The sequence below is a fragment of the Brevundimonas fontaquae genome, from assembly GCF_017086445.1.
Lineage (GTDB): Bacteria > Pseudomonadota > Alphaproteobacteria > Caulobacterales > Caulobacteraceae > Brevundimonas > Brevundimonas fontaquae.
This window is the reverse complement of the sequence record NZ_CP070968.1, coordinates 936,226-958,771: the sequence shown is the minus strand read 5'-3', so window position 1 is coordinate 958,771 and position 22,546 is coordinate 936,226. Positions and strand designations below refer to the sequence as shown.

Below are 22,546 nucleotides of genomic sequence, written 5' to 3'. Positions count from 1 at the left end.
TCGCCCGTTATCACGACCCCGTGGCTTCGTCTTGGCTCCGTCGTCTTCTGTGACTAGGTTCCGCGCCAATCGGCGGCCCCTTTCGGTTAAGCCCGCCTCAAAAGCTACGCGGGAGACGCGCCATGAACGACATGACCCAGCCCCAGGATCTGGCTACGCCGGAACAGATGGACCTCGAAAACCCCCTCGGCGTCGACGGTTTCGAGTTCGTCGAATTCACCGGCCCCGAGCCCGAGGCGATGATTTCGCGCTTGGAGCTGATGGGCTTCACCCAGACGCACGTGAACCCCAAAACCGACGTGGTGCGCCTGAAACAGGGCGATATCAGCTTCCTGGTGCAACGCTCGCCCAAGGGTCAGGCCGAGGCCTTCGCCAAGGATCACGGCCCATCCGCCAACGGCATGGCCTTCCGCACCACCGACGCCAAGGCCGCCTATGAGGGCGCCCTGGCCCGCGGCGCCGTCGCCGCAACGGACGCCGCCGGCGGCGCGCTGGGCGACGACTATCCTTACATCCTGCAAGGCATCGGCGGCTCGCTGCTCTATGTCATCGACCAGTACGGCGACGCCGGCTCGCTCTATGACGCCTGGGACGAGATCGAGGGCTGGGAAGAAGCCGAGCGCAAGAACTCGATGGGCCTGGAGATCCTGGACCACCTGACCCACAATGTCCGTCGCGGCCAGATGCGCACCTGGTCGGGCTTCTACAACTCGATCTTCAACTTCGAAGAGCAGAAGTATTTCGACATCAAGGGCAAGGCGACGGGCCTGTTCTCGCAGGCCATGATCGCGCCCGACCGCGCCATCCGCATCCCGCTGAACGAAAGCCAGGACGAAAACTCCCAGATCGAGGAGTTCATCCGTCGCTACAACGGCGAAGGCATCCAGCACATCGCCCTGACGACCGAGAACATCTTCGAGACGGTCGAGGCGATGAAGGAACGCGGCGTCGCTTTCCAAGACACCATCGAGACCTATTTCGAACTGATCGACAAACGCCTGCCCAACCATGGCGAGGACGTGGAGCGGATGCGCAAGAACCGCATCCTGATCGACGGTTCGGACGAGGAAGGCCTGCTGCTGCAAATCTTCACCCAGGACACCTTCGGCCCGATCTTCTTCGAAATCATTCAGCGCAAGGGCAACGAAGGCTTCGGCAACGGCAACTTCCAGGCCCTGTTCGACTCCATCGAGCTGGACCAGATCCGTCGCGGCGTCATCAAGGTCGACGCCTGAATGAAGATGCGGCCGCCTGCATGGCTGCCTTGGCTCGGCCCGGTCCTGGCGGCCGGCGCCGGGGCCCTGGCCGGCGAATACTGGCTGGGCGGCGGCTTCTGGATGGTCCTGATCGCCGCCCTCCTCTGCGGCTTCGCCCCCATCGTCGGCTATCAGGTGTGGAAGCGCCTGCACCACCGGGGGTGAGGGCGCCCCCCTTGCCTCAGCGAAGCGGCATGTAGCGGCAGGTGAAGCTCGGGTCGCCGGACATCGGACGGGGCGTCAGATGGATATGCATCCGCTGGGCCTGGGCGGCGTCTTGAAGCGCAAAGGCCTGTTCGGCCTCATACATCTCGTCGCGGTGGGCGTCGCTCCAGCCCGAGGCCAGCTTGATGGCGCGCGCCTTGGCGGCCTGAAGGGTTTCGGCGACGACGAAGACGTTGCGGTGCTGCTCGGCGAAGGCCACCCCGTCATAGCCGCCGAGGTTCACATAATAGAGCTTCTCCTGGCCGGTGTAGGGCTCGGGACGCAGGCTGACGTCATAGCCGTCCGCGTGTGAAATCTCCGACCAGCAATCGATGTGCAGACTGCCCGTCTTGCCCCACCACTGTTCACGCAGAGCGTCGTAGGTGCCCTCGATCGAGGGCGCGGCGATGAAGCGCATATCATGCACTTCGATGTTGGCGCCGGGGTGCTCGCCGCCGATGTAGATCGCAAACAGCTTCATTAGGTCTCGCTTCAGGCCGCCGAGGCGGCGGGATGGGTCGGGTTCTCCTCGCCTTTGACCACCAACGCCAGCCTGCGCCCGACGATCCCTCCCATTTCAAAGGAACTGGTGATGCCCTGCGCAAAGGGGTGGCGGCCCATCAGGAACGGCAGCGTCAGACAAAACAGCCGGTCCGGCGGCAGGGGCGCATCGACGGGTCGAAACAGCTCATCGACAGCGATGCCGCGCACTACGTCGGGGGCGTCGTTGGCGACCTCGTCGCGAACGATGCCCTGCTCCAGCAGCGACAGGAACGGAAACTGGATCGCGGCCAAGGCCTGCTGGCCGGTCGCCTCGATGAAGACCGGGAAATGTCTTGTCCGTCCGGCGATCGTCACGTTGGCCCCAACTTCCGGACTTTGCGTATCGACCGCGTGGTCCTCGCCGAGCGCCAGAACCTTCAGCTTGCCGGCCTCGTGCAAGGCCAGCATCCGCTCGATCGATTCATGCGGCACCCCGGCGTAGACATCGACAAAGATCGGCTTGAACACCCGGCTGAAGCGCTCGAACTGCGCGGCGTCCAGATGCGGCACGATCGCGGCGACGACTTCATGCATGCGAAGGATGGCGTCGCGCCACGCCACCGTGACCCTGGCGGCGTGATTGGTTCGTGCTTCTTCCAGGTTCGCCGCGGCCCAGACGAACGGATCGCTCGCCGCACGTCGGGCGAAAAAGGCCTGGGCGAACGTCTCCAGCGTCGCCTCGCCCAACGCCGTTTCTGCCGCGTAAGCCGAATCGGCTTGGATCAGCTCGCGCCGGAAGAGGTCGAACACCTCATCCAGAAGACCGCCTGTCTCCTGCGCGATCAAGGCTGCGACCGCTTCCGGCGTGCAGATGTCCAGCGGCGCGTGGGGCAGCGGAAAATAGAAGTCCGCTTCCGGCAGGATGCCCTTGCGCGACATCATGGTCAGGCGAAACGCCTCGGTTGCCGGCGCAGGTTCGTACACCAGTCGGTCGCCTTGACGGACGAAGGCGCCATGTGAACCCGCCAAGGCGACCGCCGCATCAATCGCCGTCAAGGACGAGCCGCGGATGCCGATATCCGTCGCGGGAATCTCCGATAGCGCTGAGGCTGGCCACGGACTGAGGTAATAGCCGGGACGGCTCTGCTGGCGCGACGGCCATTGGTGGCCCGTGGCCAGGACCACATGATCGAAGATCGCTTTGCTTGCGCGCAGCGAGGGCGGCGAGACGTAGGTCAGTTCGATGCCGTTCGGCGTGTTCGCAGCGTCGACGACGCGACAGTCGGTCATCACCTGGATTGAGACGCCACCGGCCCTCGCCCGTTCCACAAGGGCTCTGAACTGGTCCTCGAAATAGCGCCCCAAAGCGAGACGCGGCACGAAACTACGCTCGTCCAGCGCGGCAGGGTCGACGTCCAGCGCGTGCAACTCCGCCGAGGTCCGTGCCGCCAGCCATTCCGCCAGGGTTTGCGTGACCGGCGGGATTTCCACGCTGGCGATGTTCGACAGCATCGCCCGGTCGTTCCACTCGGCGCTGTAGGGGCTGCCCGATCCCGCAGCGCCGCGCGCCTCGATCACGGTGATGCGCGCCGGCAGCTCGCCTTGGGACAGCAGGGCGTGAAGCGCATAGAGAGTGGTTGGCCCCGCTCCGACAAAGGCGATCGATGCAGTCATGCGCCCACAATGCGCGACGCGCAAAAAGGCGCCATGTCGAGTGTTTTTTCAATCGAAACAGCCACCTGTACGCTACTGAACACGTTCGATCTGCGCGATTTCGCACACAGGACCGCCGAGATTCGCCCGACTTGATTATGAGCTTCGTTTTCTTTGATCGATCAGCCTGACACGACCCCGTCATGGGTTACAGTGGCGGGCGCCGACGTCCTGCCGACGGGGTCGTGTCAGGCTGATCCGGCGCCGGGAGGAATTTCATGATGCGCATCGCCTGTTCGGCACTGATTGCACTCTTTGCACTGTCTTTGTCCTCGGCGCACGCCCAGGACGCCGCACCTCAATGGTCGCTGGCGATCCACGGCGGGGCGGGCGTGATCGAGCGGGCCAGCCTGACGCCCGAGCAGGACGCGGCCTATCGCGCGGCGCTGAAAGGCGCGCTGGACGCCGGTTCGGCCGTGCTGAAAAGCGGCGGCTCGGCGCTGGATGCGGTCCAGGCCGCCGTTCAGGTCATGGAGGACGATCCCCTGTTCAACGCCGGGCGCGGGGCGGTCTTCACTGCGGCTGGCCGTAACGAGCTGGACGCCGCCGTCATGAACGGATCGGACCTGACCGCCGGGTCCGTCGCCGGCCTGACCACCACCCGTCATCCTGTCGCCGCCGCTCGCGCAGTGATGGAGCGATCGCCCCACGTCATGCTGATCGGCCCCGGCGCCGACGCCTTCGCCGCCTCGGTCGGGCTGGAGCAGGTCGATCCGGCCTTCTTCTTCACCGAGCGCCGCTGGCAGGGGCTGGTCAAGGCCCTGACCGAGGCCGGACAACCGATCCCCGAACGCCCCGCCGGCGCGCCTCTACCGGGCGCTCAGGCCGAAGTCGCCCCGCCCCTGAACGAGAAGAAGTTCGGCACGGTCGGCGCCGTGGCGCTGGACAGCCAGGGTCGTCTCGCCGCCGCCACCTCGACCGGCGGCATGACCGCCAAACGCTGGGGCCGGGTCGGGGACGTGCCGATCATCGGCGCCGGAACCTACGCCTCAAACACCGACGGCTGCGCGGTGTCCGCCACCGGCGACGGCGAATATTTCATCCGCGCCACCGTCGCCCGCGACATCTGCGCGCGGATTGCGGGAGGCGCGGCGACGCAGGCCGCCGGTCAGGCGGAGATCGCTGACGCCGATCGTCTGGGCGGCAAGGGCGGCGTCATCGTCATGGGCCTGGATGGCCGCCCTGCCTTCGCCATGTCCACCTCGGGCATGTATCGCGGCGCGGCCTCCTCGACCGACCCCGCCCGCGTCGCCATCTACGCCGACGAACCCTGAGCGCCCGTTCAGACCAATTAGACGAATTAGACTCTCTTTTTTCCCAGCCCGAGACCCATGCCTGCATCCGATGACGAACTGACCGTGATGGCCAACGAGGAGTTGGACGCCGCCTGCGCCATGCCCTTCGTCGAGGTCAGGAAGATCACCCCTTGGGGCGACAGTTACGAAGGCTTCGCACCGTCCGGCCGCACGGTCGAGGTCGAGCGTCGCTACCTGTGGGCCGTCGAGCCTGAGGGCGGCGTCATCGTCGAGGTCGAGGTCCGCGACCGCGCCGCCCGCACCGGCGCCGAGGCCCGCGCCCTGCTGACGGCCGCCGACTGATTCCGCCGTTCCCAACATCGCAAATCCGGTCTAGGCCTTGGTCATGAAACTCGCCTCGCTCAAGCACGGCCGCGACGGCCGCCTCGTTGTCGTCTCTCAGGACCTAAACTGGTTCACCGACGCCTTCCTGATCGCCCCGACGCTGCAGGCGGCGCTGGATGACTGGGACCGCTGCGGCCCCCGCCTCGAGGCCTTGGCCGAAAGCCTGGAGCATGAGGCCGTGCCGCGCGGCCGCTTCCACGAACGCGACGCCGCCTCGCCCCTGCCCCGCGCCTATCAGTGGGCGGACGGCTCGGCCTATGTGAACCACGTCGAACTGGTTCGTAAGGCGCGCGGCGCCGAAATGCCCGAGAGCTTCTGGACCGACCCGCTGATGTATCAGGGCGGCTCCGACGGCTTCCTGTCGCCGCGCGATCCGATCCCGCTGGCCGACGAGGCCTGGGGCTGCGACCTGGAGGCCGAGATCGTGGTCGTCGTCGGCGACGTGCCTCAGGGCGCGACGCGCGAACAGGCGCTCGACGCCATTCGCCTGGTCGGCCTGGTCAACGACGTGAGCCTGCGCAACCTGATCCCGGCCGAACTGGCCAAGGGGTTCGGCTTCGTCCAGTCCAAGCCCGCCAGCGCCCTGTCGCCCGTTCTGGTCACGCCCGAGGCGCTGGGCGATCGCTTCAAGGACGGCAAGCTGCACGGCGCGCTGAACGTTCAGCTGAATGGCCAGGACTTCGGCAAGGCCGACGCCGGCGTCGACATGACCTTCGACTTCGGAACCCTGATCGCCCATCTGGCCAAGACCCGGTCGCTGGGCGCCGGAACCATCATCGGTTCAGGCACGGTGTCGAACAAGGACGCCGACGGCGGCCCCGGCAAGCCGGTCTCGGAAGGCGGCCTGGGCTACTCCTGCATCGCCGAGGTCCGCACGGTCGAGACGATCCTGCGCGGCGCGGCCGAGACGCCCTTCCTGAAACACGGCGACACGGTGCGGATCGAAATGCTGGACGCGCGTCATCATTCGATCTTCGGCGCCATCGAACAGACGGTCGCGCCGCTATCCAGCGCGGATTGACGCCGCTAGGGTGCTGACAGCGGCCTCGGGGGAGGCCGCATCCTGTCTTTGGGGAGAGACGACGTGCCGCCTGAAAAACTGATCCCGCTGCTCATGATCCCGATCATGCTGGTGGTGGTGCTGCTGAAGAACCGCAGGAAGCGCGTGCTGAAGCCGCAGCTGCTGTGGGTCATGCCGGCCATTGTCCTGCCGTTGATCGGCCTGGGCCTGTGGGGCACAGCCCAGACCCCGAACATGGCCCATGCTCCGTTCGGCCCCGACGCCTGGGCGGTGCTGGCCATCGGCGGGATCTTGGGCGGCGTCGCCGGCTGGTATCGCGGCAAGACCGTCACCATCGAAAAAGAGCCGGACGGTTCCCTGATGGCCCAGGCCTCGCCGCTGGGTCTGATTCTGCTGGTCGTGCTGTTCGCCGGCCGGTCTCTGCTGCGCGACCTGATCGAAAGCCATGCCGCCGCCTGGCATCTGAACGCCCTGGCCGTCACCGACGCCTTCCTGGTCTTCGCCATGGGCCTGATCGTCATGCAGCGCGTCGAAATGTACATCCGCGCCCGCCGCATCCGGTCCGGCGGCACGGACAGCCACGTGGAAGTCGCGGCCTAACGCTTCGGGCTGGACGCGGCCTTCGCCTCTGTGGCATGAGGCGGTCCTTCCTCTGCGGGCGTGGTGGAATTGGTAGACGCGCTGGACTCAAAATCCAGTTCCGAAAGGAGTGCCGGTTCGACCCCGGCCGCCCGCACCATTCTTCGTCGGTTCAGCCCAGCTGCCGGTGGAAGAACCCCGTCACATCAGCCAGCACCGTCGCCTTCTTGCGGAACAGAGGCGAGAAGGTCGCGATCAGGTCGGCGTGGTCCAGGCCGGGATAGAGCTTGGCTTGCGAGCGCCCGCCCACTGCGCGCATCCGCTCGTCCAGAATGACCGTGTCCTCGTCGTGGACCACCGTGTCGGCCGTGCCGTGGCCCAGCCAGATCGGCGGGGCGTCGGCGCGGACGAAGGTCACGGGCTGGGTCAGGGTCGGGTCCGGCGCACGGCCGAAGGCGTTCTGCGACGCCGCGACGTCAAACGGCAGGAAGTCGTAGGGGCCCGCCAGTCCCGCCGCCGCCTTGATCAGGTCGGGACGGCCGACGGCGGCCATATAGCGTCGGTCCAGGGCAATCATCATCGCCAGATGCGCGCCCGCCGAATGGCCCAGCACGCCAAGCCGCGCCGGATCTCCGCCATATTGACCGACCACCTCGGCCGCCTTGGCCGTGGCGGCCGCCGCGTCCTCGATGAAGGCCGGGAAGACGACCTGGGGCACGATGCGGTAGTCCGGCAGGGCGACCACGAACCCCCGCGCCGCCAAGGCTTGCGCCGCCCAGCCATACTGGCTGCGCGAGCCCGAATCCCAGCCGCCGCCATAGAAGAAGACCAGCGTCGGATAGGAACCGGGCGCCGTCGGCGCGTAGAGATCCATCTGCTGGCGCGGATCGTCGCCATAGGGGACGTCGCGCGCGACGCGTCGCACGCCGCCGTCCCTCGGTCCCAGGGTGTTCAGCAGGCTCAGAGGCGAGCAGGCGGCGGCGAGAAGCCCAAGGGCAGGCGCGAACAGTCCACGGCGTGTCATGCAAAAGGCTCCATCACCCACAATACGCTCGGATCGCCGGATCGGTCGTCGTCATCAACGATCAGCGGGCGTTGGCGATCAGCCGGCCGCAGTCGGCGTCCTCGGCCAGGCCCGGATCAACGAAGGCGAACAGGGCCGTCACCGGCGCCACCACCGCGCCCAACAGGCCCGCCAGACCGCCTTGCGACACGACCGAACCGACATCGACCCCGACCTTGGGCGCGGTCAGCGGGCCGGAGACGGTGATCGGCGCCCACAGACGCAGCAGACGCGGCTTCTTGGATTCGCCGTCGATCCTCAGGTTCAGCGTCTCGGCGCCCAGGTTGATGCTGCCCTTGCCTTGGGCCAGCACCACATCGGTGTCGATGACGAAGGTGCGGGCGGTCGCCGTGCCGCCACTGACGTTGAAATCGGCGACGGCGCAGCGGATCTGGCTTTCGGACTGGTCTCCGCTCAGCAGCTTCAACAGGCCCGCGCTGGCGTTGATGCCCAGCAGTTCGGCGAAGGCCGCCCGCATCTTGCCGTTCGGCACCACCAGGCTAAGGGAGCCTTTCGACGCGGCGGCGAAGTCGTGGATCGAGGCCCCCGGCCCCTCCAGCTTGGCCCGGCCGAGCGCCCGACCGCTGAGCGGGACCGATCCATTGCGCGCAGGAATGATGGATTCCAGCGGATAGCCCGCCAGCCGCAGATCGACGCTGCTGTAGGGCGTCGCCTTCGTCGCATTGATCCGCGCCGTCCCGTTCAGCGCGCCCCTGTTGAAGTCGAAGCTGATCGGATCCAGCTTCAGAATGCCGTCCTTCAGGTCGGCGCCCAGGTTCACCTGACGCACGTCGAAGGCGTTCGCCTTCACCGACCCAGCGCGGTAGGACAGGGTCCCATCCATGGTCTGCAGCCGTTCGGTCTGCAGCTTGGCGTCCGGCAGCAGCTTGCCGCCGACCACCACCGGCGCCTCGGTGTCGGTGCCCGCCGCATTGGTCCGGGTTCGCGCGCCCAAAACGGCGGCCAGGTCGTCGATGTCCAGACGACGCGAGGTCAGGTCGGCATCGACGCGCAGCCGCTGGGCGGCGTCGACCCGCACCTGGCCCGACAGATCGGAGGCGCCGACGCGTCCATCGAAATCCTTGAAGGTCCAGACCCGCTCATTGCGGTTCAGCGCCCCCGACAGCCGATAAGGCGGCGTATTGGGCAGGGTTACGCCCGTCAACAGATACAGATCCGACAGATCGCGCCCCTGCATGGTCAGGGTCGCATCGAACCGCCCCAGATCGAACGGCCGCGTGATTTCGCCCTTGGCGATCAGCGATGACCCTGCCCCATTGACGGCGGCCTCGAAGCGATAGGGTCGGTTGCGACGAATGTTGACGAAGGGGCCGCCCTCGACCTTCAGCGTCAGCGGCGATCCGTTCACGGCGCCGCGGCCTTCCAGCAGGAAACCCGCTGCGCCCCCTGCGGCCTCGCGCGCATTGACCGCCGCCTCCAAGGTCAAACCGCGCCGCTGTTCATCGAAGGACAGCTGGCCGTCCTTGATGACCAGTTGCTGGATCACCGGCAACTTCAGCCCCTCGCCAGTATCCGGCTTGTCGGGATTCAGCACCCAGCTCTTGCGACCGTCCTTGGTCGAGATCAGGACGACGCGGGGTCGGGTGAAGCTGAGCAGGGGCATCTCCACCTGACCGGCGAGCAGTTTTCTCAGTCGCACCGAAGCGCGAATTTCATCGACGGCGGCCGTGTCCCGATCCGACGCCCAGTCTGGCCCGCCGATCTTCAGCCCGCGCACCACGGCGGACGGGGTCCAGCTGAACAGATTGACGTCCAGATCCCCGGTCAGGGCGATTTGGCGATCGTATTTGACCGAGGCCCAGCGGCCGATGGGCCCGCGCAGCATGTTCCAGTCGAACAGGGCCAGGAAAAGAACGACGGCTGCCACGACGACCAGCACCACGCCCGCCGCCCATTTTTCCGCCGTGCCCGGTCGTCGAGCCGCCGCATAGACGGGATCGTTGTCGCGCACCCAGTCGCGCCACGTCAGCAGGCGCGCACCCGCCGGCGCCCACGCCCGCTCTTGAAGGTTGGTCTGAAAAGTCCGCCAATTCCGTAGGTTCGACAAGCGCTCGTCTCCGTCAGTCAGAGGAAACGCGCCAGACCCGGTTTGGCGCCGCAGCGTCAACCGTCGTCGATTTGACGTGAAGTTGTCGCATAATCTTTACAATCGCGAAGATCGGCGCATAATTCGTCAGAGTCCTGATCTTAATTCAGGCCGTGGAGGATTGCCGATGACCCGTTTTCTGACCCCCGCCCTGATCGCCGCCGCCCTGGCGGCCGCAACGACGCCGGCGCTGGCGCAAAGTCCGCGACCGGCCGAGCGCGCGGCCGTGCTGCAATCCGTCAGGGTGTGCGGCGCCGATGCGGCGTCGCGCACGGCCTATCAACGCGACCACGGCGCGACGCCGACCTTCGTCACCGCGCAGCAAGCCGTCGCCGCCTATCAGTCGGGCCAGCGCTGGGCCGCGCCGCGCTGCATGACGGCGCATCAATATGACCGCCTGGCCGGCGCACCGATGCAGCGCGCGGCGCTCTGATCCCGAACAAAAGGGCATGAAGAAGGGGCGCGGTCGTCGGACCGCGCCCCTTTTTGTCGTCTGGACGGACGCCTCTTACTGCGTCGGCGTCAGATATTTGTTCAGCCAGCCGAACACCTCATTGTGCCATTGCAGGCTGTTGGCCGGCTTCAGCACCCAGTGGTTTTCGTTGGGGAAGACGATCAGACGGCTGTCGATGCCGCGCCGTTGCAGGGCGGTGAAGGTCGACAGGCCCTGGGCGGTCGGGATGCGGAAGTCGCGGTCGCCCTGAACCACCAGCATCGGCGTCTTCCAGTTATCGACATGGTTGGCCGGGTTGAACTTCTGATAGCCCTCCGGCTTGTCCCACGGCGTGCCGCCGTATTCCCACTCGGTGAACCACAGCTCCTCGGTCGAATAGCCCATGCCGAAGGTGTCGAAGACGCCGTCGTGGTTGACCAGGCATTTGAATTCATTGGACCAGTTGCCGGCGATCCAGTTGATCATATAGCCGCCGTAGGAGGCGCCCAGCGCACAGGCGTTGTCGCCGTCCAGGAAGCTGTATTTCGCTTGAGCTGCCGCCCAGCCCTTCTGCAGGTCTTCCAGCGGGCGGTCGCCCCAGTGCTGACTGATCGCATCGGTGAAGGCCTGGCCGTAGCCGGTCGAGCCGTGGAAATCGATCATCACCACCGCATAGCCGGCGCCCGCATAGGTCTCGGGGTTCCAGCGATAGGACCAGCCGTCGCCGAACGAGCCCTGCGGCCCGCCGTGGATCAGGAAGGCGACCGGATATTTGCGACCCTCGACATAGCCGGCCGGCTTGATGACATAGCCGTGGACCGTCTCGTTGTTCCAACCGGGGAAGCTGAACTGCTCATACTCGCCGAATTGCTTGGCGGCGAAGGCGGGGTTGGACTGCGTCAGGCGGCGCGGCATTTCGCGCCCCAGATAGGTCTTGAAATACAGGTCGCCCGGCTCGCGCAGGCTGTCCTGGGCGAAGACGAAGCCCGACGGCGTCTGCTGGAAGGCCGAGACGTGGCCCGCGCCCGTGATCGGCGTGACCACGCCGTTGCGCGTATCCACCGAAAACAGCTTGGTCGAACCGACATCGCCCGCCGTCGTGTACAGCGTCTGGCCGTCGCGCGACCATTGCAGCGTGTCGGCCGAGCGATCCCAGTTCGAGGCGATCTCGCGCTTCTGGCCCGTTTCGACGTCCAGCAGCACGATCTGGTAGCGGTCGGCCTCAAAGCCCGCCCGCGCCATGGCGCGATAGGCCAGGGTCCGTCCGTCCGGCGAGAAGACCGGGCCGGTGTCCCAAGCGTCGTTGCCGTCGGTCAGATTGGTGAAGGTGCCGTCGCCCGACAGGCCGTTGGTCTTCCACAGGTCGAAGTTGGTGCTCCACGGCTCGGTCTGACCGGCGAGACGCGCGGAGAAGACCACGGCGTCGCCCGCCGGCGTGAAGACGAACTCGCTCTCGTCGCCGAAGGGCTTGGAGGGCGTGTCGCCGTCAAACCCCTTGGTGATCCAGGTCGGCGTGCCCGTGGCCTTGCCGTCGCGGCCGATCGACTGGACGAACAGGTGGTTCTGGGTGTGGTCGTTCCAGGCATCCCAGTGACGCACGAACATGCGGTCATAGACCTGGCCCGTCGTTTTCTGCTCGGCGATGGCCTTGCCCTGTTGGACCGAGGCGTTCAGATCGGCCGCATCGGGATAGACGGCCAGCGACACCGCCACCTTGTCGCCCGACGGGCTGATCCGATAGGCGTTTACGTCGGTCGGCAGGTTCGTCACCTGAACCGGCGCCGACGTGGGCGAGGCCACGCGCCAGACCTGGCTCGCGCCCGACTTGCTCGACAGGAAATACAGATTGCCGTCCCCGCCCCAGCGCGCGGTGTTGGCGCCCTGATCAGAGATGGCCAGGCGGCGCGGCGCCGTGTCCGGTGCGTTCAGGTCCAGCATCCACAGACTGCCCGTGCGGCGGTTGGCCTCCACGTCCGTGGTCGTGACCGAATAGACGACGTAGCGGCCGTCCGGCGACACCTGCGGATCGCCCAGCCGGTTGGCCGAGATCATATCCTTGTAGGTGAAGGCGTCCGGCGTCGCGGGCGCGGCCGGAACCGGCGCGGGCGGCACCTGGGCCAGGGCAGGCGCGGCGCTCATCAGCGCAACAGCCGCGCAGGCGGCGGACAGAAGGGAACGGTGACGCATCAAGATCTTCCTCGCGAAGCTTTCTGGCCGCGAGGCGTAGCACCACCGTTCGCCGGGCGGAAGTTGCTGCGAAGCGACATCAGCAACGCCCGTCGCTTCACTCCATCTTGCCCCCTCCGACCGAACCGGCGACAAGCGATCTTCCATGACCGCCGTCACCCTTCCCGCCCGCCGTCAGCCCCACATCGTCGATGTGCTGATCGCCGAACGCGCGCCACGCCTGACCGCCTCGCCGCTGTGGCCGGTCGTGCGGCCGGCGCTCTACGGCGTGCTGGGCTATGGGGCGGCGGTGCGAATGGCCGACGCCATCCGCGACCTGTCGGGGACCGAGACCTTCGATTACGTCTCGGACCTGCTGAGGCTGAAGGTGACGACGACGAACCTGGACCGTCTGCCGGCGAGCGGCCGCTGCGTCGTCGTCTGCAACCACCCCACCGGCATCGCCGACGGGGTCGCCGTATTCGACGCGCTCAAACAGCGGCGCAGCGACATGATCTTCTTCGCCAACGCCGACGCCATCCGTGTCTCGCCGCGATTGGACGAGACCATCATCCCCGTCGAATGGGTCCACGACAAACGCACCCGCGAAAAGACCCGCGCCACGCTGAACGCCGCCAGGGAGGCGTTCGAGGCCGAACGCTGCGTCGTCATGTTCCCTGCCGGTCGTCTGGCGCGCGAGAAGAACGGCGTCCTGACCGATCCCGAATGGGCCCCGACCGCCGCCTCGATGGCGCGCAAATACGATGCGCCAGTGATCCCCATGAACGTCACCGGCCCCTACAGCCGGCTGTTTCACCTGTTCGACAAGGTCTCGCAGGAGCTGCGCGACGTGACCCTATTCCACGAGTTGCTTAACAAGGAAGGCAAGCCGTTCGGCGTCGATGTCGGTCTGCCCATTCCCGCGGACCGGCTGGACGTGGACGCCGCCAAGGCCACCGAGGCGCTGAAGACCTTCACCGAGCGCACCCTAGCCGCCGATCTCGATGCGGTGTTTCCATGAAGATCGCCCTGCCCGACGCCGAGGCCACCACCGCCCTGGGCCAGGCCATCGCCCCCCTGCTGGCGGCAGGCGACAGTCTGCTGCTCTACGGCCCGCTGGGCATGGGCAAGTCGACCCTGGCGCGCGGCCTGATCCGCGCCCTGACCACGCCGGACGAGGACGTGCCCAGCCCGACCTTCACCCTGGTCCAGTTCTACGAGTCCAACCCGCCTGTCGCCCATTTCGACCTCTATCGCCTGACCCGACCGGAAGAGGCGTTCGAGATCGGCCTGGACGAGGCGCTGGACGAGGGGTGCGCCGTGATCGAATGGCCCGAGCGGCTCGGCGACGATCCCGGCCGGTTCCTGGGGCCGGATCAGCTGATCATCGAAATCTCCGAACAGGGCGACGGCCGACTTGCGACCGTTTCCGGCGTAGGCCGATGGGAAACGGGGCTGAAGGATCTGCATGTCTGACCGCGAAACCCTCCGTCTCGACTTCCTGAAGGCCGCCGGCCTGGCCGACGCCGTGCGCGCCCCCCTGCCCGGCGACGCCTCGACGCGGCGGTATGAGCGGCTGACGCCGACGACCGGTCCGACCCTGATGCTGATGGATCAGGCGCCCGCCGCCGAAAGCCAGCCGTGCGATCCGCGCTGGACGCCCGAGCAGCGTCACGCCGCCGGCTGGAACGCCGTGGCCCGCCTGTCCGCCGGCCGGATCGAGGCCTTCGCCGCCGTCGCCGCCCATCTGAAGGCTCTGGGCCTGTCCGCCCCCGAGATCCCGTCGCTGGACGCCACCAACGGCCTGGCCGTGCTTGAGGATTTCGGCGACGACCTGTTCGCCCGCGTGATCGAAGACGGTGCCGACGAAACGCCGCTTTATCTGGCCGCCATCGAGGCCCTGGCCGTTCTGCACGAGGCCGGCGCTCCGCCCGACACCCTGCACGGGCCCGGCGGCGACTGGCCGCTGCTGACCTATGACGAGACGGCGCTGCAGGGCGGGGCGGATCTGTTCGTCGAATGGTTGCCGAAGCTCGACGATCGGGTCCGCTTCGACGCCGCCGCCGTCGCCGACTGGCGCGCGGCCTGGGCGCCGATCGTCGCCTCCGGCGCGGCCGGGGCGTCGGTCATGGCCCACCGCGATTATCATGCGGAAAACCTGATCTGGCTGCCCCAGCGCGACGGCGCCGCCCGCGTCGGCATGATCGATTTCCAGGACGCGGTGCGCGCCCACCCGTCGTGGGACCTGCACTCCCTGCTGCAGGACGCCCGCCGCGACGTCTCCCCGGCGCTGGAGGCCGAGGCGCTGGACCGCTATTTCGCCCTGCGTCCGGACGTGGACCGCGCCGCCTTCATGGCCGACTACGCCGGCCTCGCCGCCCTGAACGAGGCGCGCATCATCGGCATCTTCGCCCGCCTGATCGCGCGCGACGGCAAACCGCGATACCGCCAGTTCCTGCCGCGCATGTGGCGGCATCTGAACGCCAATCTGGAACAGCCGGCCCTGGCGCCCGTCGCCCGCTGGTTCGACCGCCACGTTCCTGCCGAGGTGCGCGCATGACCGCTCGGAAGACCGCAATGGTCCTCGCCGCCGGCCTGGGCACCCGGATGCGCCCCCTGACCGACGACCGGCCCAAGGCCCTGGTCGAGGTCCAAGGCCGCGCCTTGATCGACCATGTGCTGGACCGTCTGGCGGAGGCCGGCGTCGAAAAGGCGGTAGTGAATATCCACTGGTTCGCCGACCGGCTGGAAGCGCATCTGGCGGCGCGCGGACGCGGCCCGCAGATCGTGATTTCCGACGAACGCGCCGAACTGCTGGAGACCGGCGGCGGGCTGAAGAAGGCCCATCCCCTGCTGGGCGACGATCCCGTCTTCGTCGCCAATATCGACAGTGTCTGGATCGACCGAGGCGACGCCCTCACTGATCTGATCCGACTGTGGAATCCCGAGACGATGGACGCCGCCCTGCTGCTGGCCCGCCGCGAAGGCTCCATCGGCTTTGAGGGCGACGGCGATTTCTTCATGGCCGACGACGGGACGCTGACCTTCCGTGGCGACGCCCCTTCCGCGCCGTTCGCCTATATGGGCGTCCACATCACCCGCCCCGGATACGCCGATCACGGCCCCGACGGCCCCTTCTCCCTCAGCCCCCTGTGGCGCAAGTCCGCCTCTGAGGGACGTCTGTTCGGGTGCGTCCTGGACGGCGACTGGATGCACGTCGGCGACCCGCAGGCGCGCGATGAGGCCGAGGCGAAACTGGCGGGAGAGGCGTGAGCGTCTTCGATCCCTTCCTGGGCGACACGCCGCGCTGGTACGCCATCCCCGCGCACCGGCCGTTCCTTGAGGACCTGGCCGCCGGGGTGCTGGCCTGGCTGGGCGATCTGCCTCCCGAGACCCTGTCGGACGCGACCATCCTGTTGCCCAACCGCCGGGCGGCGCGCGCCTTCACCGGCGCCCTGTCCAAGCTGTCGCAGGGTCGTCCCATCCTGCTGCCTCAGGTGCGGCCGCTAGGCGATCTGGAGGAGGACGAGCCGCCGTTTACGCCCGGCGCCCTGGGTCTGGACCTGCCGCCCGCCATCCCCGCCCTGACGCGCCGGTTCGAGATGGCGCGGATGATCGTCGAACAGTTCGATGGGACCCTGAGCCCGATGCGCGCGCTGGATCTGGCCGATGCGCTGGGCGGCTTCCTCGATTCCTGCCAACTGGAAGAGATTCAGAACCCCGAGCGGATCGCCACATTGGTCGACGGCGAAATGGCCGAACACTGGGAACGATCGGCCGAGTTTCTGGGTCTGGCGGTCGAGGCCTGGCCCAAGCGTCTGGCCGAACTGGGTCTGGTCGATCCGGCCTGGCGTCGCGCGACCCTGCTGCGCCGCCTCGCCGAGCTGTGGGACCGCGAACCGCCGCGCCAGCCCGTCATCGCCGCCGGCTCGACCGGCACCGTCCCCGCCGCCGGCGACGTGCTGAAGGCCGTGGCGAGGGCGCCGCTGGGCTGCGTCGTCCTGCCCGGCCTCGACCTGGATCTGGACGCGGGCGTCTGGGACCGGTTGGACGAACAGCATCCGCAAAGTGCGATGAAGCGGCTGCTGGACCGCTGCGAGATCGCGCGCGAGAGCGGCCGCGCCTGGTTCCGTCCCGCCGTTCCCGCGGCCGTCGAGGCGCGCGGACTGGCGCGCCAGCGGCTGGTCAACGAGGCCCTGCGCCCCGCCGAGGCCACCGACGACTGGCGCCGCGCCATCCGCGACATCCGCTCGGCCGCCGCTGCCCGCAAGGAAGCGCGCGACCCCATCGCCGAAGGGCTGCAGGGCCTGTCGCTGCTGAGCGTGCGCGCCGAGGAAGAGGCCGCCGCCGCCATCGCCCTGATGATGCGCGAGACCTTGGAAACGCCGGGCAAGACCTGCGCCCTGGTCACGCCGGATCAGGCCCTGGGCCGCCGCGTCGCCGCCCGGCTGGAGCGCTGGGGCATCGTACCCGATTCGTCCGCCGGCGCCCCCCTGTCGCGCCTGCCTGCCGGGGCCCTGATCGATCTGTGCGCCCGCTGGATCGCCGATCCGGTCCAGCCCCATCTGCTGCTCGCCGTCGTCAAACATCCGCTGGCCCGGTTCGACCTGGGCGAGGCCTCTCAAGCGGCAGCCGTCGCCGCGCTGGAGGAACACGCCCTGCGCGGTCCCCGCCCGCGCAACTTCGCCGCCATTCATCGCCGCCTGCTGGAGGCGGTCCAGCCCGACCGGCGCGGCAAGGCGCCGCCGGAATGGAAGCAGGCCCGGCTGTCGGCCGCGACCCGCCTGGTCGATCAGCTTCAGGCCGCCATCGAGGCCGCGACGCCCGCCTTCACCCCCAACGCAGATCTGAACCTCGCCGCCTCGGCCCTGACCCGGCTGATCGAAACCTTAGCCGGCCAGAACGCCTGGGCCGGTCCTGACGGCGAGGCCGCAGCCGCCCTGTTGTCCGGCCTGATCGAGGGCGGGGCGTCGCTCGGCCGCATCCGCCGCACGGAACTGGCCGAACTGGTCACGTCCCTGGTCAAGGAAAACGTCGTGCGGACCGGCGGGGCGACCCATCCGTCGCTGCGGATTCTCGGCGCCATCGAGGCGCGTCTGGTCAGGGCGGACCGGATGATCCTGGCCGGGCTGGAGGAAGGCGTCTGGCCCCAGGCCGCGCCCACCGACCCCTTCCTGTCGCGTCCGATGAGAAAGGCGCTCGATCTGCCGCCGCCCGAACGTCGCCTGGGCCAGACCGCGCAGGATTTCGTCCAGGCCGCCTGCGGCGACGAGGTCATCCTGATCCACAGGGAGCGGCGCGGCGGTCAGCCCGCCGTCCGCTCGCGCTGGCTGTGGCGGCTGGAGATGCTGACGCGCGGGGCGAACGCTGTCGAAACGCCCGTCGCCATCGCCCGCCCGGCCGCCGTCATCGACTGGGCCCGCGCCCTGGACGCCCCCCCGCCCGGCCCGCCGCAGTTCGCCAAACGCCCAGAACCGCGCCCGCCGGTGCATCGCCGTCCGCGCAGCCTGTACGTCACCCGCATCGAACGCTGGGTGCGCGATCCCTACGCCATCTACGCCCTGTGGGTGCTGGGGCTGGAGGCGATGGAGCGGCCCGGCGCGTCTGCCGAAGCGCTGGCTCGGGGCAACGCCGTCCACGCCGCCATCGAGCGGCTGACGCTGGACTGGCCGGACGACCTGCCCGACGACTGCGAGGCCATCCTGCACGACCATCTGCTGCGCGAACTGGGCGCGCGCGGGTTCGAGGATGCGGCCATGGCCCGCGAGGCGCCGCTGGCCCGCAACTGCGCCCGCTGGCTGACCGAATTCGAGCGCCGGCGTCGGGCGCGCGGCGTCGATATCCTGGTGGAACAGCAGGGGACGATGACCTTCGACGCCCCGGCCGGCCCCTTCACCGTCAAGGCCTTCGCCGACCGGATCGAGCTGGCGTCCGACGGGGCGGCGGTCATGGACTTCAAGACAGGGGCGGCGCCGTCCGCCAAACAGGTCAAGTCCGGCTTCGCGCCGCAGCTCACCCTGACCGCCGCCATCCTGGCCGACGGCGGGTTCAAGGACACCAACGGCCCGGTCACGCCCGACGAACTGACCTATGTCCGCGTGGTCGGGCGAAAGACGGCGGGCGAAGTCGTCACCCGCGCTTCGGGCCTCGAGGCCGCCGACCTGGCCCAGGCGGCGCTGGACGGGCTGAAGCGCCGCGTCGCGCGGTTCGACGACGAGAATACGCCTTACGTTTCCTGGGCCGCGCCTCAGTTCATGGGCAACCAGGGCGGCAACTACGACCATCTGGCCCGCGTCTGGGAATGGTCGGTGATCGGCGACGGGGACGAAGAATGAGCATCGCCCCCCAGATCGTCCCCCCTCAGATCTTGGCCGCCGATCCGCGCCTGACCGTCTTCGTCACCGCCAACGCCGGTTCGGGCAAGACCACCACCCTGGTCAACCGGGTGGCGCGGCTGCTGCTGGACCAGGTCGATCCCGGCGCCATCCTGTGCGTCACCTACACCAAGGCCGCCGCCGCCGAGATGCAGGCCCGGCTGTTCGATCAGTTGGGCGGCTGGGCCGTGCTGGACGACGCCGCCCTGTCGCGCGAACTGGCCCGGCTGGACGACGGCGACCCGCAGGCGATGGATCACGCCGCGCTTTCCCGCGCGCGCAAGCTGTTCGCCCGCGCGCTGGAGACGCCGGGCGGCCTGAAGATCCAGACCATCCATGCCTTCTGCGAAAAACTCCTGCGGCGGTTCCCGCTGGAGGCCGGGGTCTCGCCCCGCTTCACCGTGCTGGAAGACCAGGCCGCGACCGCCCTCAGCCATGCCGCGCGCGAAGATCTGGCCCGCGCCGCCGTCGCCGATCCGGACGGCCCCATCGGCCAGGCCTACAGCCATTTCGCCGTCGAGCTGGACTGGCAGCGGTTCCAGGCCCTGCTGTCGATGATCGAGGCCAAACGCGCCGATCTGCTGGACTATATCGACCGGGCCGAAGCCGGGACCGCGCCCGATCCCTGGTCCCTGACCGGCGCCGAACGCGATCGCAGCCCGGAGGATCTGGAGCATGATTTCGTCGCCTTCATCGATCCCGGCCAATGGAACCGCATCGCCGAAGCCATGGAAACCGGCTCGGCCAATGACAAGAAGATCGCCGACGCCATGAGCGTCGCCGCCCCGCCCTACGCCGGATTCGCGGCCCTGGCCGGAGTCTTCTGCACCCAGGCGGGCGAACCGCGAAAGAGCATGGGCACCAAGTCGGCGCCGCAGGGCGCGGTCGGCTGGCTGCTGGACCTTCAGACCAAATTCCTCGCCACGCGAGAGGCTCTGCGCAAGGCCAAGGTCGCCGACGATACGGTCAAGGTCCTGACCCTGGCCCGAGCCCACGCCGCCTTTTACGAAGCGGCCAAGGCCCAGCGCGGGGCGCTCGACTTCCCCGATCTGGTCGCGCGCGCCGCCGCCCTGCTGACAGAGAGCGGGGCCGCCGCCTGGGTGCTGTACAAGCTGGATGGGGGGGTCGATCACGTCCTGATCGACGAGGCCCAGGACACCGCCCCCGAACAATGGGCCATCGTCCGCGCCCTGACCGGCGAGTTCTATTCCGGCGAAAAATCCGGCCGCACCGTCTTCGCCGTCGGCGACGAGAAACAGTCGATCTACTCCTTCCAGGGCGCCCGGCCCGAACGGCTGCGTCAGGAACGCGGCGCCTTCCTGGCCCTGGCCGAGGGCGCCGGCGAGCCCTTCGCCGGACCGGAACTGAACACCTCCTATCGCTCGACCGAAGAGGTGCTGGCTTTTGTCGACGCCGTCTTCGCCGATCCCGACCGCACCCGCGCCCTGACCGGCCCCCAGGGCGACATCGCCCGACACCTGCCCGCCCGCATCGGCCAGCACGGCGCCATCGACCTGTGGCCCCTGTTCCTGGACGAGCCCGCGCCCGAAACCGACGCCTGGGACGATCCCGTCGATCAGGAAAGCGCCGGCAGCGCCCGCAAGCGCCTGGCCCGCGACCTGGCCCGCGAGATCCGCCGCCAGGTCGAAAGCGGCGTCGCCGTCTTCGATCGCAGCACCCGCGACCTGCGCCCCACCGGCTACGGCGACTACATCGTCCTGGTCCGACGTCGCGACGCGACCTTTGAAGAGATCATTCGCGCGTTGAAGACCGAAGGCGTGCCCGTCGCCGGCGCGGACCGGCTGAAACTGTCCAGCCATATCGTCTTCGACGACCTGATCTCGCTGGCGCGTTTCGCCCTCTTCCCCGACGACGACCTGTCCCTAGCCGAGGTGCTGCGCAGCCCGCTGTGCGATGTGGACGAGGACGGCCTCTATGCGCTGGCCGGGCGCGAGAACCGCAAGGCCGGCCAACTGTGGCGTGACCTGCGCGACCGGGCGCACGAACGCCCCGAATGGGCCCGCGCGCGCGACACGCTGCAGGCCGCCATCGGCGCGCGCGGCGGCGATCCCTTCGCCTTCTTCTCCCAGGCCCTGAACCGGGTGGACGACACGGGACAGTCCGGCCGCGCCCGCATCCTGGCCCGGCTGGGGCGCGAGGCGGAAGAAGCCATCGACGAGACCCTGAACCAGGTGCTGGCCGCCGAAAATCGCGGCGCAGTCGATCTTGAAACCTGCCTGGCCCAACTGGAGGCCGCCGACGTCGAGGTGAAGCGCGAACTGGAAGGCGCGCGCGGCGAGGTCCGCGTGATGACCGTCCACGGCGCCAAGGGTCTGGAGGCGCCCATTGTCATCCTGCCCGACACCACCATGAAGGCGAAGGCGCAAGGTCCGTCCCTGATGCCCGCGGTCACGCCGGAGGGCGAAGGCGAAGCCTGGCTAATGGCGCCCGGCTCGGCGAAGGACGACTGCCCGGCCTCGGCCGACGCCCGCGCCGCGCGCCAGGCCCGCACCGACGACGAGACGCTGCGCCTGCTCTATGTCGCCCTGACCCGCGCGCGGGACCGCGTCATCGTCATGGGCCGCGCCTCCAGCCGGGGAGCCGAGGCCGGCAGCTGGTGGTCGATCCTCTCAGAAACCTTCGACCGCCTGGGCGATCAGGTGCGCGAGGTCGACAACGGCGTGCGTCGCTATGGCGTCGATCCCGAGCGTCGCCCGGTCGCCGCCGATGAGGTCCGGTCCGCCGCCGTCCTGCCCGCTTGGGCCGCCTTGCCGCCCCCGGCAGACGCCGCCGCCCGCTTCGCCTCGCCGTCGCGGATGGAGGGCGGCGCGATCCGCATTCCCGCCCCCTCGCCCCTGGCCAGGACAGAGACGGGGGTTGTGTCGCTGGGCCGGTTCCGGCGCGGCGACCTGATCCACCGGCTGCTGGAACGCTTGCCCGAGATCGCGCCCGCCGACCGCCCCGACGCCGCCCGTCGCCTGCTGGCCCGCGAGACCGATCTGGACGAGGCCCAGCGCGCCGAGATGATCGCCGCCGCCTTCTCTGTGCTGGACGACGCCCGCTTCGCCCCCGTCTTCGGTCCCGGCTCCCGCGCCGAGGTGGCCCTGACGGGATCAGCGCCCGACCTGCCGCCCGGCGTCGCCATCAACGGCCGCATCGATCGGCTGGTGGTCACGCCCGAACGCGTTCTGGTCGTCGATTACAAGACCAACCGCCCCGCGCCAGACGCCGTCGAGGCGGTCGATCCCGCCTATGTGCTGCAGGCCGCCGTCTATGTCGCCGTGCTGAAACGGCTCTATCCCGATCGCCCTGTCGAGGCCGCCCTGGTCTGGACCGATGGGCCCAAGCTGATGCCCATTCCCGAAACCCTGCTGGCGGCGGCGCTCGCGGGCAGTTGAATTGCCCGCGATTCGCTCCCACATCTGCCATCGAACCCGGACACATCCGGCCAACACCAACACGCGCTCATGCAGCGAGGCGCCGCGCGCCGAGCGATAGCGCCCAAGG

At 68.5% G+C, this 22,546-nt stretch carries 18 protein-coding genes and 1 tRNA gene; 14 read left to right on the top strand and 5 right to left on the bottom strand.

Annotated elements, in window-relative coordinates:
- Positions 1-122: 122 nt before the first annotated feature.
- Both hppD and JX001_RS04625 read left to right on the top strand, forming a co-directional pair.
- A complete protein-coding gene (hppD, locus tag JX001_RS04630) occupies positions 123-1,235 on the top strand; it encodes a 4-hydroxyphenylpyruvate dioxygenase (protein WP_434082628.1) in 1,113 nt (370 codons plus the stop codon).
- Positions 1,236-1,421 carry a hypothetical protein gene (locus JX001_RS04625; protein ID WP_205682485.1) on the top strand — a complete coding sequence of 62 codons (186 nt, stop codon included), beginning with the start codon at positions 1,236-1,238 and terminating at the stop codon, positions 1,419-1,421.
- Between the two features lie 16 nt (positions 1,422-1,437).
- On the opposite strand, the gene JX001_RS04620 is transcribed toward JX001_RS04625, so the two are convergent.
- Positions 1,438-1,941, bottom strand: coding sequence for a DUF1543 domain-containing protein (locus tag JX001_RS04620; protein ID WP_205682484.1), 504 nt, complete (start codon positions 1,939-1,941; stop codon positions 1,438-1,440).
- Positions 1,942-1,952: 11 nt separating this feature from the next.
- Positions 1,953-3,617: an FAD/NAD(P)-binding protein gene (locus JX001_RS04615; RefSeq protein ID WP_205682483.1), complete on the bottom strand. Its 1,665-nt coding sequence runs from the start codon at positions 3,615-3,617 to the stop codon at positions 1,953-1,955.
- A 257-nt stretch (positions 3,618-3,874) separates the two neighbouring features.
- Between JX001_RS04615 and JX001_RS04610 the strand changes: the two genes are divergently transcribed.
- The 5 genes from JX001_RS04610 (at position 3,875) to JX001_RS04590 (ending at position 7,056) form a co-directional block, all read left to right on the top strand.
- On the top strand, positions 3,875-4,930 hold the full coding sequence (locus JX001_RS04610) for an isoaspartyl peptidase/L-asparaginase family protein (protein WP_205682482.1): 1,056 nt from the start codon (positions 3,875-3,877) through the stop codon (positions 4,928-4,930).
- Between the two features lie 57 nt (positions 4,931-4,987).
- On the top strand, positions 4,988-5,254 hold the full coding sequence (locus JX001_RS04605) for a hypothetical protein (RefSeq protein WP_017506239.1): 267 nt from the start codon (positions 4,988-4,990) through the stop codon (positions 5,252-5,254).
- 43 nt (positions 5,255-5,297) lie between these two features.
- Positions 5,298-6,317: a fumarylacetoacetate hydrolase family protein gene (locus JX001_RS04600; RefSeq protein WP_205682481.1), complete on the top strand. Its 1,020-nt coding sequence runs from the start codon at positions 5,298-5,300 to the stop codon at positions 6,315-6,317.
- Positions 6,318-6,380: 63 nt separating this feature from the next.
- Positions 6,381-6,917: a CcdC protein domain-containing protein gene (locus JX001_RS04595; protein WP_241004755.1), complete on the top strand. Its 537-nt coding sequence runs from the start codon at positions 6,381-6,383 to the stop codon at positions 6,915-6,917.
- A 54-nt stretch (positions 6,918-6,971) separates the two neighbouring features.
- Positions 6,972-7,056, top strand: a tRNA-Leu gene (locus tag JX001_RS04590).
- Between the two features lie 12 nt (positions 7,057-7,068).
- Here the strand turns inward: JX001_RS04590 and JX001_RS04585 are convergent.
- Together JX001_RS04585 and JX001_RS04580 are read right to left on the bottom strand one after the other, a co-directional pair.
- Positions 7,069-7,920 (bottom strand): alpha/beta hydrolase, encoded by an 852-nt coding sequence (locus tag JX001_RS04585; RefSeq protein WP_205682480.1) that lies wholly within the window; start codon positions 7,918-7,920, stop codon positions 7,069-7,071.
- 61 nt (positions 7,921-7,981) lie between these two features.
- The gene (locus JX001_RS04580) at positions 7,982-9,931 is read right to left on the bottom strand and encodes an AsmA family protein (RefSeq protein ID WP_241004754.1); all 1,950 of its coding nucleotides are present in this window, start codon (positions 9,929-9,931) and stop codon (positions 7,982-7,984) included.
- A gap of 262 nt (positions 9,932-10,193) precedes the next feature.
- Between JX001_RS04580 and JX001_RS04575 the strand changes: the two genes are divergently transcribed.
- Entirely contained in the window at positions 10,194-10,499 is a 306-nt protein-coding gene (locus tag JX001_RS04575; protein WP_205682478.1) for a hypothetical protein, read from the top strand.
- A 75-nt stretch (positions 10,500-10,574) separates the two neighbouring features.
- Here the strand turns inward: JX001_RS04575 and JX001_RS04570 are convergent, their stop codons facing one another.
- The gene (locus JX001_RS04570) at positions 10,575-12,686 is read right to left on the bottom strand and encodes a S9 family peptidase (protein WP_205682477.1); all 2,112 of its coding nucleotides are present in this window, start codon (positions 12,684-12,686) and stop codon (positions 10,575-10,577) included.
- 145 nt (positions 12,687-12,831) lie between these two features.
- Between JX001_RS04570 and JX001_RS04565 the strand changes: the two genes are divergently transcribed.
- From JX001_RS04565 to addA, 6 genes are read left to right on the top strand one after another with little or no spacing between them, the layout of a single operon-like run.
- Positions 12,832-13,686 (top strand): GNAT family N-acetyltransferase, encoded by an 855-nt coding sequence (locus tag JX001_RS04565; protein WP_205682476.1) that lies wholly within the window; start codon positions 12,832-12,834, stop codon positions 13,684-13,686.
- The gene (tsaE, locus tag JX001_RS04560) at positions 13,683-14,141 is read left to right on the top strand and encodes a tRNA (adenosine(37)-N6)-threonylcarbamoyltransferase complex ATPase subunit type 1 TsaE (RefSeq protein ID WP_205682475.1); all 459 of its coding nucleotides are present in this window, start codon (positions 13,683-13,685) and stop codon (positions 14,139-14,141) included. Before JX001_RS04565 ends, tsaE begins: the two co-directional genes overlap by 4 nt.
- Positions 14,134-15,225, top strand: a complete 1,092-nt coding sequence (gene amgK / locus JX001_RS04555; RefSeq protein WP_205682474.1) for an N-acetylmuramate/N-acetylglucosamine kinase AmgK — start codon at positions 14,134-14,136, stop codon at positions 15,223-15,225. Before tsaE ends, amgK begins: the two co-directional genes overlap by 8 nt.
- Complete coding sequence (gene murU / locus JX001_RS04550; RefSeq protein WP_241004753.1) at positions 15,222-15,938, top strand: N-acetylmuramate alpha-1-phosphate uridylyltransferase MurU; 717 nt, start codon at positions 15,222-15,224, stop codon at positions 15,936-15,938. The genes amgK and murU overlap by 4 nt, the downstream gene beginning before the upstream one ends.
- Complete coding sequence (addB, locus tag JX001_RS04545) at positions 15,935-19,000, top strand: double-strand break repair protein AddB (RefSeq protein WP_205682473.1); 3,066 nt, start codon at positions 15,935-15,937, stop codon at positions 18,998-19,000. Before murU ends, addB begins: the two co-directional genes overlap by 4 nt.
- Positions 18,997-22,437 (top strand): double-strand break repair helicase AddA, encoded by a 3,441-nt coding sequence (addA, locus tag JX001_RS04540; protein WP_205682472.1) that lies wholly within the window; start codon positions 18,997-18,999, stop codon positions 22,435-22,437. Before addB ends, addA begins: the two co-directional genes overlap by 4 nt.
- Positions 22,438-22,546 lie beyond the last annotated feature (109 nt).